Below are 12,596 nucleotides of genomic sequence, written 5' to 3' on the forward strand. Positions count from 1 at the left end.
TTTTGTTTCTCACTTTTCAAGCCGGAACCGATGGAAAAGACAGCTTTGCGCGCCGATGATGTCGCGGACTACCTTGCCGAACATCCTGAATTCTTCACTACGCGCCCGGACTTGCTTGAAAGTCTTGATTTGCCGATGCGCGAACTGGGCAATGGCGTTGCCGACATGCAACAATATGTCGTTGCCCGCCTGCGCGACGAACGCGAAAAGCTGCGTGGTGCCACCAGCGAGCTTATCAATATTTCCAAATCCAATCTCGAAACCCAAAGCCGTATTCACCGTGCGGTTCTGGCGCTTTTGAATGCACGCGGGTTTGAAACCTTTGTCGAGGCGCTTCAGGATCTGGTGCCCGAACTTCTTGATCTTGATGCCATTGCGCTGTGCTTTGAAGAATGCACTGAGGCCCCGGTGCCAAGTTGTGATGGCCGGGTGCGCCGCCTTGTCGTTGGTGCGGTTGATCAGGTTCTTGGCGAAGAACAGGATGTCTGGCTGTTGCCAGATGACGCCGGGGATGAGGCTATCTTTGGTCCAAAGGCCTCTGAAATCCGGTCTGCGGCGATTGTCCGCCTCGCACCGTTTTATGGTGATCCGGTCGGGCTTGTTGCCTTTGGCGTGAAGGAACCGGATTATTTCAGCCCGGCCCAGGCCAATGACCTGATCATGTTCCTGGCATCCGTGATCGAGTTTGGTGTGCGTCGATGGCTGACCCAAACGGTCTGACCGCCATCACCCTGCCACAGGATGTGAGCGACGCCATTGCCGACTGGCGTGGCTGGCTTGCCAATGAGCGCCGCGCATCCAACCACACCACTGAAAACTATCTGGCCGATCTTTATGCGTTTCTGGGCTTCGTCAAAGACCATCTTGGCGATGCTCCGACGCTTAAGGACTTGCTCCGCCTGAACCCGCGCGATTTTCGAAGCTGGCTGGCGCGTCGCAGCATGGATGGCATGGCCAAGACTTCGACCGCGCGCGCACTGTCTTCCCTTCGCAATTTCTACCGATTTCTTGAACGGTCCGGGCGGGGCCAGAACGCCGCCGTACAGTCGATCCGAAACCCGCGCCTGCCGCAATCAACGCCCAAGCCGCTGGCACCGGATGACGCCATGGCGGTGCTGGAAAATGCCGATGCCTGGCAGGATGAACCGTGGCTTGGCAAACGTAACCTTGCCCTGTTTACCCTGCTTTATGGATGCGGATTGCGTATATCGGAGGCACTTGATCTGAATGCCAATCAACGCCCGACCGGCGATTCGATGGTGATCACGGGGAAGGGCAACAAACAGCGCCTTGTCCCGGTTCTGCCCATCGTACGGGACGCAATCGAGGACTATGTCCGCACCTGCCCGTTTGCGCCCGATGGCGATGATCCATTGTTTCTCGGCGCACGCGGCAAACGCCTTGTTGCGCAGGTGGCCCAGCGCGAAATGCGCAAGGTACGGGAACTTTTGAACCTGCCCGACACCGCAACACCGCACGCGCTGCGTCATTCCTTTGCGACCCACCTTTTGGCCGGTGGGGGTGATTTACGCACCATTCAGGATTTGCTGGGTCACGCATCGCTTTCAACGACCCAGCGCTATACCGCGGTTGATACCGAACAGTTAATGGCTGTCTATAACGGCACCCATCCACGCGCCCGGCGCTAGGACATCTGCCGGAACTGCTGCGCTCGACCGGGCGTTAAAGCCAGACAAGTCATCCTTCCAGCCCCACGGGAAAAAGCAGTCGCCCGATGAAGTTATTTCGATCCCGCCGCTTTGATGCCAGCCATCGCCACCGCCAGATTTACAGCGCCTATGAAATCGCCTATTCAGCCGTCGACCTGCTGGCCGCCGTGTTGTTCATCGTTGGAAGTTTCCTGTTTCTTGACGACGAAACCGTCACAGCCGGGACCTGGTTGTTTATCATCGGATCGGTTTTCTTTGCGGCCCGGCCTGCCGTGCGCCTTGCGCGGGAACTGCATCTGGCCGGACTTGGCGATGAAGAAACCGGAAATTCATCAAACAACCAATCCCCCGAACAGGAAAGCGCCACGCGATCCTGAGAGTTGCAGATCCTGTTTTATAAATTTTCGGTTCCTGCTGGTCGCATTTCCCCCTTACACTGCGCGCAACCAATTGATCCCCACGGAGGAAAACCATGATTCTGCGTTCGAGTGGTCCGTCGCCGTTTGGCCGGAAAGTCAAAATCGTTGCCAAGATGCTTGGTATTTATGACCAATTGACGGTGGAAATGTCGAATACCAACGATCCGGCGGATACACTGCGCCAGCAAAACCCGCTGGGCAAAATTCCGATCCTGATCCTTGATGATGGCCGCAAGATTTTCGACAGCCGCGTGATCTGCGAATATCTTGATGCACAGGTCGATGGCACCACCCTGCACCCGACTGAAAGCGACGCACGGTGGGAGGCACTGACACTTCAGGCGCTTGGTGACGGCATCGTCGATGCGTCCATTTTGCAGGTCTATGAAACCCGGATGCGCCCGGAAGACAAACGCCATGACGAATGGCTGTCTTATCAGGCGGACAAGGTCAAACGATCACTGGATCAACTGAGTGCCAATGCGCCGTCGCTTGAAGGTGACCTGACGATTGGTCATGTCGCGATTGCCTGTGCGCTGGGCTATCTTGATCTGCGCTTTGAGGGCAAATGGCGTGAAAGCTATCCGACGCTTGTCACATGGCTTGAAACCTTTGACGCGCGCGTCCCGGCCTTTGAGGCCACCAAGTTTGTCGCCTGAGACTGATGCCCTTTGGCGCAATGCTGCTTGCGCCAAAGGGCAAAGATTTTAAATCAAGTGCTTAGCCACTAAAAACAACCCGGAGCCTTTTGCACAATGTCCCGTCTGAACAGCGTTATCCGCCGTCTTCAAGCCCAACGCGATTGCCTGAATGCGGCAGCAGAAATGATCAAGGATCAGGACGGGATCGTGCTTGAAGTCGGGCTTGGCAACGGACGCACCTTCGATCACCTCCGCGAAATTATGCCCGACCGCGAGATTTTCGTGTTTGATCGCCAAATCGCCGCCCACCCGAAATGCATCCCCGATGATGACCATCTGTTCCTTGGCGATATCTTTGAAACCCTGCCCAAGGCAGTAGAGCGCTTCAAAGGCAAGGTCGCCCTTGTTCATTCCGATGTCGGCACCGGGGATGAGGAACTGAATGCCAAGATCGCAGCCTTTATCGGATCGACCCTGCCCCCGGCATTGATCAAGGGTGCAATTGTGGCGTCCGACCAGAAAATCGATGTGCCGGGCACGATTGCCGAACCGCTGCCCGAAGGCGTTCCAAAAGATCGCTATTTCTTCCGTCGTTATCAGGGCTAATATCGCGCCCAGTTTTGGAATTGGCTCTGTACCCGCAGAGCCCCCGTCAGCATCTTAGGAAATCGTGCCGTGGCCACCGCAAATGCCCCTTCGCCCAGTGGAAGTCAATTGTCCGAAGCACAGGACTTTCTGGCAAAATATCCCGATGTCGAAGCCATCGACATCATCCTGACCGACTTTCACGGGATTGGCCGGGGCAAGACGATCCGCCGTCATGAACTAGAAGGTATCTATAAATCCGGGCGCGGCTTGCCGAGCTCCTTGTTCGGACAGGATGTCAGTGGCGAGGATGTTGATGATTGCGGCCTTGTGCAAACCGGTGGTGGCGGGGATTGCCGCTGCTGGCCGGTGCCGGGCACGCTTGGCTATCTGCCCCATACCGGACGCGGGCAGCTTTTGATTGCCATGTATGAAGAAGACGATGCACCGCATGACGTTGATCCGCGCAACGTTTTCGGCGAACAGGTCAAACGGGCCGCAAAGCTCGGCTTCTATCCGATGGGTGCGTTCGAACTTGAATTTTATCTTGTCGATCAGACCCCGGATGCCCAGGGCCTGTATCACCCGGCATCCTATGCCATCACCAAGCGGCGCAGCAAATTGCGCAACACAATGTCGGTCGATGAAATCGATGAAATGTCACCGCTTTTTGATGCGGTTTATGAGGGTGCCAAGCATCTGGACCTGACGCTGGAAACCCTGATTTCGGAATATGGTCCGGGCCAGTATGAAATGACCATCCGCTATCGCGATCTGATGCGTGCGGCCGATGACGTGATCATTGCCAAACGTCTGATCCGCACGGTCGCACGGCGCTTTGGCAAGGAAGCCGTCTTTATGCCCAAGCCGTTCGGCAACGAAGCCGGATCGGGCATGCATTTGCACCTGTCGCTTGCCGGTCAGGATGGCAATAACCTGTTTGCCGATCAGGCGGATGGATCGTTAAGCCCGTTGATGCTCAATGCGATTGGCGGCATTCGCGGCACGATTGGCGAAACCATGCTGTTGCTCGCCCCGTTCATGAATTCTTGGCGTCGCTTTGCATCGGCGATGTATTCACCGGCATCTGATGACTGGGGTGTTGAAAACCGCACCGTGGCACTGCGCGTACCGGGCACACCGGGCAAAACGCGCCATTTCGAACACCGTATCGCCGGGGTTGATGCCAACCCCTATCTGGTCGCGGCTGTGACCCTGGGTGCTGCCCTTGACGGGATCGAAGGCAAAATTGATCCGGGCAAACCATGTGAAGATGAAATCGGCGAGGCAAAGGCACCAAACGACCTGCCGCGTCATTGGCTTGAGGCGATTGATCAGTTTGCCGCATCCGAATTCAATAAACGCACCCTTGGCGAACGCTTCCACACCGCGTTCACCAAAATCAAACAGGCCGAATACGAACAAATGGCGCTGAAGGTTTCGGCAGCAGAGTGGGAATATTACGGGTTTTCCGTCTGATCCCCTATCTGCGGGGACGGTGCCACAGTGATCAGTAACTTAGGTCCAAACCAAGGAAGTTGCTGAGTGCCAGGGTAATGCCGCCGACAACCAGAAGTGCCAGCACGAAGATGCCGGTGACCTTGGCACTGGCGCGCAGGACCGCTTGTCTTCCGTACTTTTGACCCTGATCGTAATGCCACTTGATGGCAAAAAACATCGCGGTCAGCAGTGCAACAACTTTAAACGTGCCAAAGGCGATCGGGACCCAATCCATAACAAAGACTCTCATATTTATGTGTTATGGATGTTATGGCCTCATCTTGTGCGCAGGCAAACTTCGCATTCTGCAACCCTGACATGAAGCAGCGCATTGTGCCGAAAGTACCAGCAACTGGATGGAAATATTGCAGATTTTCTGTTGAAGGTGCCGTCTGGTCAGATTGCCCTGACCAGGACTACCGGCAGTGTGCAGCGTTAGAAAACACGCTTTGCACGGTTGTTTGATTTGCGCGCCGAGAAGGCGACTTGCGGGCGGGCGTCCATGGTTTTCTGATCGCGGAGATAGGCGACTTCAAGATCGCGGGGCTCAACACTGAGCACGCGGGAAGATTCCGGGCGATCCGAATTCGTATTAAGGTGAATCTGCGTCGAAACCCACTGCCATGTCGGGTATGTCAGCTTTTCATCCTGCGTTTCTTCGGTAATCACCTTGTAGGATCCGGCCGGAAGGACTTCTGCAAGGCCACGCATGCTGAACGGACGTGTGAAATTCAGAATTCTCGAAGTGGTACGATTGGTCAAAAAAGGCTCCTTGCGCCGGAATGCGCGTTGGCCAGGCCAAACGATCGGGACCATTCCCGCCGTCGGACACTGACTCGGATTACAGACAGATCAAAGTTTTCAGATTAACAACGGACTAATTTGCCCAAGCCAATAAAATATTGGAAATTTGAGAATCAAAAAATATTTGCAGCGTCGACCATATGAATATTTTTGATTAATTTACAACGGTATTATTTTTTATTTAATCAAAAAAACAAAAACTTGAACTTTAATTCGGACCTTAAAGACATCGCTTTTATTTACTAATTCAAGTAATTACGTTCCATTTCGGGCTCAGAAGATGTCAGCTCCGATCAATATCGGATACCCACCGCCTATTCCTTGCCATCCCGTCGCAATGGCGATATTCAGGTTTCAAACTGTCATTAACTTGCGATGCCGGGCCCCGCGCATTATCTCCGGCTTGCAACCAGGCGAGATGAGAAGACGCCATGAATGAAATGATCACCATTGCCGAGGCATCTGCCGACGCAATGTCGGAAATGCAGATTGATCCCACCCTTGATCTGGAAGCTGAGATTCAGCGCCTGAAAAAGGAAAAGAACGCGATCATTCTGGCCCATTACTATCAGGATGGGGAAATTCAGGACCTTGCCGACTTTGTCGGCGACAGTCTTGACCTGTCGCGTAAGGCAGCAGCAACCGATGCCGATGTCATCGTGTTCTGCGGTGTGCGCTTTATGGCTGAGGTCGCCAAAATCCTCAGCCCGAACAAGACTGTTCTGCTGCCGGACTCGAAAGCGGGTTGCTCGCTCGAAGATTCCTGTCAGCCCGAGCCGTTCCGCAAATTCCGCGAACAGCATCCTGATCACGTGTCGATCACCTATATCAACTGCTCGGCCGAGGTTAAGGCGGCGTCCGATATTATCGTGACCTCGTCCAATGCGGCCGAAATCATTGATCAGATCCCGGCAGATCAGCCGATTCTTTGGGCGCCTGACCGCCATCTTGGTTCCTATCTTGCCAAGAAAACCGGTCGTGACATGACGCTGTGGAACGGGTCATGCATCGTGCATGAACAGTTCTCCGAACGTGAACTGATCCGTCTGAAAACCCAGAACCCGGATGCCAAGATCGCAGCCCATCCGGAATGCCATGACGGTATTCTCAAGCATGCCGATCACATCGGGTCGACCCGCGCCATTCTGGAATATGTGATTAACGGCCCGGATCAGAAATACCTGATCGCGACTGAACCCCACATCATCCACCAGATGGAAAAGGCCGCCCCGCACAAGGAATTCATTCCGGTTCCGGGTGCCGACGGGTCATGTGCGTGCAACAACTGCCCGTTCATGGAGCTCAATACGCTTGAAAAGCTCTATCTGTGTCTGGTCAATAACGGTCCGCAGATCGTCATGCCCGAAGACCTGCGCGTAGCAGCGGTCAAACCGCTTGAACGCATGCTGGAAATGTCAAAGCACATTCCGGTCAAAAAAGACGACAAAGACCACGCGGCCTAGGCCGAGTTACCTCACAGCCCCGCAAATCTTGCGGGGCTGTTTGCAATCCCCACCAGAATCCAAAGCAGCCCGCCATCATGACCGTCCTGACCCAAGCCGAAATTGCGGAATTCATTGATCGTTCCTTTGCCGAGGATATCGGTACAGGTGATATCACATCAGATAATGTCATTCCCGCTGATGCCCGCCTGCGCGTGGCCCTTGAAACCCGCGAGGATATCGTGGTGGCCGGGCTTGACATTGCCCTTGATTGTTTCCGCAAGCTGGTCCCGGATGCGAAGATCGAAAAGCACTGCGAAGATGGCGATGCAATTTCCGCCAAGGACGTCATGGCTGTGGTCGAGGGCAATGCACGCGGCATCCTGACGGCCGAACGCACAGCACTGAACACGCTTCAACACCTGTCGGGCATTGCCACCACCACGCGCACCTATGTCGCGGCGATGGGCGAAACAAACGCCAAACTGCTTGATACCCGCAAGACACTGCCGGGGTGGCGCAAACTTGAAAAGTACGCGACCCGCATGGGTGGCGCGCAAAACCACCGCATGGGGCTTTATGACGGCGTGATGATCAAGGACAACCATATCGGCGTTGTCGGGTCGATCACCAAATGCGTCGAAGCTGCCCGTGCCGCCAACCTGCCCAAGATCGAGGTCGAATGCGACACCCTTGATCAGGTCAAGGAAGCGACCGAAGCCGGCGCGGATATCATCCTGCTTGATAATATGGGCCCGGATATGTTGCGCGAAGCAGTTGCCATTGTCGCTGGTCGCTGCAAGACTGAGGCATCCGGGGGTGTAAACCTTCAGACCATCGGTGCCATCGCCGCAACCGGGGTCGATTATGTTTCCGTCGGCCGGATCACCCAGTCTGCCCCGGCCGTTGATATTGGACTTGATGTCGCAATCCTGTGAGGCCGCATGCGCGAAAGCAATCACAGCATCACAGACCCTGCCCTGATCAAGGTGATCGAAACCGCCAACTGGATTTTGCGTGACGGGGAGAACATCCTGTCGGTCCGCAGCCACGGTCGCGACCGGTTCTATTTACCCGGTGGCAAGATTGACCCGGGCGAAACCGCCCGCGAAGCCATCAAACGTGAAATTAGCGAAGAACTCGGCGTTGACCTGATCCCCGGCACATTACGCCAACTGGGCACCTTTGCCGGACAGGGCCACAACCAGCCCAACGGATCGGTTGTGCGCATGACCTGTTTTACAGGGCACTATTCCGGCACCCTTGCACCGGCAAGCGAGATCGCAGAACTCAGATGGCTCTCACCGCGCGAACGCCATTTGATGGCGCCAATGGGGCAAAAGATCACTGCGGCCCTGTTTGATATCTGATCTGCGTTTCCAAGCGACAACACGCCTAGCGCGGCGCATCCCCATCCGAACTACCGCCCGCATCGGGTATTTCACGGCCAGACGCATCGCGATCACGCGACACATCTTTGGCCGTGGATGGTGGCGCGGCCTTTTGATCCGCTCCGCTATTATCGGCATCAGAAGATGTGTCGTCCGGCTTGTTTTCCAAGGTCTCGGTTTTTTGCGGCTCGACCTCAGTGATCTTTGTCGGAGCACCCTTGCCAGCATCGCGGATGGCATCGGTCAGCTTATCGATATCGCGCAGGTTCAAATCACGCTGCGGGAATGGAATTTCGATACCTTCATCGCGGAAGCGCTGCACAAGCTCAAAGCGGATCGAACTTCCCACCGCAATCACATCGCCAATATCACGCAGGAAATAGCGCAGCTCGAAATCAAGCGAGCTGGCTCCGAAATCCATGAACACCACCTGCGGTGCCGGATAGGTCAGGATTTCACGGCGCTTGTCGGCCATCTCCAACAGGATTTCGCGAACCTTTTCGATATCCGCGCCATAAGACACCCCAATCTTGATAATGCCACGGCCTGAACGTTCCTTGAGTGTCCAGTTCAGGACCCGGTTGGAAATCAGTTCGGAATTCGGGATCACAACAGATGATCGGTCAAAGGTTTCGATCTCGGTTGCGCGGACACGGATGTCTTTGACAAAGCCCTGATCGGCCCCCACCACGATCCAGTCACCCACCTTGATCGGGCGTTCCACCAACAGGATCAGGCCCGAGACAAAGTTGTTCACGATACTTTGCATGCCAAAACCGATACCAACCGAAATGGCACCGGCGATGATGGCAAGGTTCGACAAATCAAGCCCGGCGGCAGAGACCGCCAGCAAAATGGCAAGGCAAATCCCGGCATAGCCAAAGATCGCCGACACAGAATGCTGCAGACCCTGATCAAGTTTGGTGTTGGGCAGAACGCGTGTGCTGAGCATGCGCTGGAAGAAACGCATCACTGCCAGCACGATGACAAACATCAAGGCCGCCAACATGATCGAACGCAGCGAGAAATGAATACCGCCAACCTGAATACCGACAAACGCCTGCTGGACTGCCAGAATGAGGTCTGCCCAGGCAATATCGGTAAAGATCATGACCGCAACCGGCACGGCGATGGAGAACATCACCACATCGATCAGGACCCGCATCCAGAAATAAAGCGTGCCATGCACCGCATCGCTGACATTGCTGTCTTCGCTGCTTTCGGGGCGCACCAGATAGGTATGCATAAGCGCCCGGCAATAGGCACGCAGCAGCCAGTAACAGGTCAGGAATGCCAGCGCCATCATCAGGTTTTCAAGGATGAAACGCGCCAGTGCGACATAGCCAACCGCCATCAGAACCGGCATCAAGATCGCGATTATTTTAAAGCCCCGGCGCGATCGGCGTTCGATCTTTGACCAGATTGCATGCCGGTCGCGCTCGTCATGCTGCCAAAAAACGCCCAGCGAGGAGACGAACAACAGTACCGAAATAACCAGAACGTTCGAGATGCTCTGCACAAGCGCGATATCAAGCGACGTTCCCAACGTCGTCGCACCCTGAAGCAGCACCATGTCAAAGGCGAAGATCACCGCCACGGCCAGCGAACAGAACCCGACAACCCGTGCGCCTTTTACTGTTGTGCCAGAACGGCGCAATGACGGGGCAAAGGGCGAATGGACACTGCGTATGGCGGCCCCGACAAACAGCAGGAAAAGCGCCGCGGCAAAGCATTGATGAACAAAGTCGCCCATTGCACCGCTGAGCAACGCCTGACGCGATTCAAGCATGCCATAGGCAATCACAAGCGCAATTCCCGGCACCATCGCCGTAAACAGGAACCGCGTACCGGAAACAAGCGATACCCGATCCTCATCGGGCACAGTATTCCAGCGCGCCGGGATGTAGCGCAGGACGATGACTTCACCGCCAATCAGCGCCGCAATGACAATAAATGTCAGGAAAACCAGTCCGGCTGCGACCTCGGACAGCTCGTCGGCCACCTGTCCTTCAAGTTCCAGATTGGCGTAGCGGGCCTGCACCATACTTGGTAGCTGGACAATTTCACGCCACGCTTCGAACCAGACAACCGGATCAACTGGCACATCCACCCGACCAAGAATGCGTTGGGTAAAACGTTCACGTGCCAGTCCGGCCAATTGATCGGATAATTCACTGGCGCGGAAATTGACCAACTCAAGTTGTTTGATCACCCCGCTGACGCGCGCAATATCCTGATCAATGCGTTCGCGTTCGCGGGCCACGGCGGGGACTTCTTCTTCGCCCTCAGCCGGGGGATCGCCGAGCTTGCCAAGCGCTGCCTGAAAACGTTGCAGGCGATCATTGGCACGCCCGCGCAGATCGCCAATTGCAAGCTGAATGGTTTCAACCCGATCGCGGCCATCTGCAATAACCCGACCGGTGACTTCTTCGCCGGAAATGGATTTTTCGAGCTCATCAAGATCGGATTCCCAGCCCGCGATGCGGTTCTGGGCGTTTTCCAGTTCAATCTTCTGAACAGATTCAGTGCGCTGTTCACTGGGTTGTGCCGACACCCCCAAAGAAGCCGTCATTGCAAACAGGGCGATTGCAAGACCTGCGATGACCTGACGAACTGATGTCATTCCTGATGATCCATTATGATGCCCGACAACCGTTTCTTGAGCGTTTTTGGCGTTTTGTAAACAGGTTGGCTTGATACTTGTTCACAGAACAGAACCCTACACTGAAGACAGTAACGAATCATCTAACGTTTCGTTCCCGTGCAACGATGCGTTGATGAAAATGTTATGAGAACCCCGTTCCTGACCTGTGCATGCACCGTCAGCCAAGGAGCCCGCGATGAGCAATACAACGCTGATCAATGCCTTTGAAATTGCCCCGGACGGCACGGCCCAGCCGTTTGAATGGGCCACCCTGCAATCCGGTCTGCCGCCGATTGCTGATGGCAGTTACCTTTGGGTGCATCTGGACTGGATGGGTGACGGGGTACGCGATTGGCTAATCAATGTGGCCGGGATTGACGCCACCATCAGCGACACGCTTTCGACCCGGGGCACGCGTCCGGCGGTATTTTTCTATGATCCGGGATATTCACTTAACCTGCGCGGGGTGAACCTGAATGCCCATAATGATCCGGCCGATATGATATCGGTGCGGTTCTGGGTCACGGCCAACATGGTGATCACGCTGCGCAAACAGCCGCTCAAGGCGTTTGATGACATGCGCGCCGCCATTGCCGAGGGCAAAGCCCCCAGCAGCGTTGATGACTTCGTCCTGACCGTTGCAGAACGGCTTGCCTTTCGCGTCGAGAATATCGTGCTCGGCATGGAAGAAGATGTCGAAGCGATTGAGGACGATCAGGAAACCGTCGCAGAAGGCAAGACACTGGCGCTGCGCAAACGCGGATCGGACATCCGCCATCAGTTATCGCGCCTGCGCCGCCATCTGGGACCGCAACGCGACGCACTGGCAAACTTTGTCGAACAGAAACCGGCATGGTCGGACAAGCGGTTCAAACGCCGCGCCCGCGCGCTGACCGATAAAACCGTCCGGCTGGTCGAGGAATTTGATTCGCTGCGCGAGCGCATTCAGATCGTCAATGAGAACCTGATGGCAATCGAAAGCGAGCAGATGAACCGCACCATGTATTGGTTAACCGTGATAGCCGGTCTGTTCCTGCCGATCAGTTTTGTCACCGGGCTTCTGGGCATCAATGTCGGCGGTGTTCCGGCAACAGACAGCCCGTATGGCTTCCTTGGGGTGTCGATCATACTTGCGGTGATTACCGCGTTTGAAATCTGGTTGTTCAAGAAGATGCGTCTGATCTGAATGGCGGCATTGCAAAGCACCTTGTTGCATTGCAGCGGTTCTTGGCGCTATGACAAAGCCACGACTTCGATTTCTTTCACTGCATCCGAGATTTGTTGATGACCGACGGCCCACTTTCCCGTTATCGCGCGAAAATCACCGCTGGTGAGCTGTCCCACGATCCTATGCAGGAATTGTGCGCCGAGAAGCTGCAAAGCCTGAAACATGCGCTGGACCATTATGAACCGGCAACCGGCACCGGCGGTTGGCGCGAACGGTTTGGCCTGACCCGGCGACGCGATGAACCCACCCCGCCGCTCGGGCTTTATATTTAC

At 55.3% G+C, this 12,596-nt stretch carries 13 protein-coding genes and 1 pseudogene; 11 read left to right on the forward strand and 3 right to left on the reverse strand.

Features of this window, described 5'->3' with window-relative positions:
* Positions 1 to 30: 30 nt before the first annotated feature.
* The 6 genes from AUQ43_RS09520 (at position 31) to AUQ43_RS09545 (ending at position 4,794) form a co-directional block, all read left to right on the forward strand.
* On the forward strand, positions 31 to 720 hold the full coding sequence (locus AUQ43_RS09520) for a DUF484 family protein (protein ID WP_062956008.1): 690 nt from the start codon (positions 31 to 33) through the stop codon (positions 718 to 720).
* Entirely contained in the window at positions 699 to 1,649 is a 951-nt protein-coding gene (locus AUQ43_RS09525; protein ID WP_062956009.1) for a tyrosine recombinase XerC, read from the forward strand. The genes AUQ43_RS09520 and AUQ43_RS09525 overlap by 22 nt, the downstream gene beginning before the upstream one ends.
* A gap of 86 nt (positions 1,650 to 1,735) precedes the next feature.
* On the forward strand, positions 1,736 to 2,047 hold the full coding sequence (locus tag AUQ43_RS09530) for a YrhK family protein (RefSeq protein WP_062956010.1): 312 nt from the start codon (positions 1,736 to 1,738) through the stop codon (positions 2,045 to 2,047).
* 95 nt (positions 2,048 to 2,142) lie between these two features.
* Positions 2,143 to 2,748, forward strand: a complete 606-nt coding sequence (locus AUQ43_RS09535; RefSeq protein WP_062956011.1) for a glutathione S-transferase family protein — start codon at positions 2,143 to 2,145, stop codon at positions 2,746 to 2,748.
* A gap of 96 nt (positions 2,749 to 2,844) precedes the next feature.
* Positions 2,845 to 3,336: a class I SAM-dependent methyltransferase gene (locus AUQ43_RS09540; protein ID WP_062956012.1), complete on the forward strand. Its 492-nt coding sequence runs from the start codon at positions 2,845 to 2,847 to the stop codon at positions 3,334 to 3,336.
* 69 nt (positions 3,337 to 3,405) lie between these two features.
* Positions 3,406 to 4,794: a glutamine synthetase family protein gene (locus AUQ43_RS09545; RefSeq protein WP_062956013.1), complete on the forward strand. Its 1,389-nt coding sequence runs from the start codon at positions 3,406 to 3,408 to the stop codon at positions 4,792 to 4,794.
* A gap of 31 nt (positions 4,795 to 4,825) precedes the next feature.
* On the opposite strand, the gene AUQ43_RS09550 is transcribed toward AUQ43_RS09545, so the two are convergent.
* On the reverse strand, positions 4,826 to 5,050 hold the full coding sequence (locus AUQ43_RS09550; RefSeq protein ID WP_062956014.1) for a hypothetical protein: 225 nt from the start codon (positions 5,048 to 5,050) through the stop codon (positions 4,826 to 4,828).
* Positions 5,051 to 5,250: 200 nt separating this feature from the next.
* The gene (locus AUQ43_RS09555) at positions 5,251 to 5,577 is read right to left on the reverse strand and encodes a hypothetical protein (RefSeq protein ID WP_062956057.1); all 327 of its coding nucleotides are present in this window, start codon (positions 5,575 to 5,577) and stop codon (positions 5,251 to 5,253) included.
* A gap of 473 nt (positions 5,578 to 6,050) precedes the next feature.
* On the opposite strand from AUQ43_RS09555, the gene nadA reads away from it, so the two are divergent.
* The 3 genes from nadA (at position 6,051) to AUQ43_RS09570 (ending at position 8,431) form a co-directional block, all read left to right on the forward strand.
* A complete protein-coding gene (nadA, locus tag AUQ43_RS09560) occupies positions 6,051 to 7,082 on the forward strand; it encodes a quinolinate synthase NadA (protein ID WP_062956015.1) in 1,032 nt (343 codons plus the stop codon).
* 77 nt (positions 7,083 to 7,159) lie between these two features.
* Positions 7,160 to 7,999 carry a carboxylating nicotinate-nucleotide diphosphorylase gene (gene nadC, locus AUQ43_RS09565; RefSeq protein WP_062956016.1) on the forward strand — a complete coding sequence of 280 codons (840 nt, stop codon included), beginning with the start codon at positions 7,160 to 7,162 and terminating at the stop codon, positions 7,997 to 7,999.
* A gap of 6 nt (positions 8,000 to 8,005) precedes the next feature.
* Complete coding sequence (locus AUQ43_RS09570) at positions 8,006 to 8,431, forward strand: NUDIX domain-containing protein (protein ID WP_062956017.1); 426 nt, start codon at positions 8,006 to 8,008, stop codon at positions 8,429 to 8,431.
* 25 nt (positions 8,432 to 8,456) lie between these two features.
* Here the strand turns inward: AUQ43_RS09570 and AUQ43_RS09575 are convergent, their stop codons facing one another.
* On the reverse strand, positions 8,457 to 11,075 hold the full coding sequence (locus tag AUQ43_RS09575; RefSeq protein ID WP_062956018.1) for a DUF3772 domain-containing protein: 2,619 nt from the start codon (positions 11,073 to 11,075) through the stop codon (positions 8,457 to 8,459).
* 217 nt (positions 11,076 to 11,292) lie between these two features.
* Here AUQ43_RS09575 and AUQ43_RS09580 point away from each other — a divergent pair, with 217 nt between their 5' ends.
* Together AUQ43_RS09580 and AUQ43_RS09585 are read left to right on the forward strand one after the other, a co-directional pair.
* The gene (locus tag AUQ43_RS09580; protein WP_062956019.1) at positions 11,293 to 12,282 is read left to right on the forward strand and encodes a CorA family divalent cation transporter; all 990 of its coding nucleotides are present in this window, start codon (positions 11,293 to 11,295) and stop codon (positions 12,280 to 12,282) included.
* Positions 12,283 to 12,380: 98 nt separating this feature from the next.
* Positions 12,381 to 12,596 (forward strand): annotated as a pseudogene (locus AUQ43_RS09585) (cell division protein ZapE); the annotation flags it as partial.

Origin of the sequence: Thalassospira sp. MCCC 1A01148 (genome assembly GCF_001613795.1) — a bacterium.
In the GTDB taxonomy this organism is placed as follows: Bacteria; Pseudomonadota; Alphaproteobacteria; order Rhodospirillales; family Thalassospiraceae; genus Thalassospira.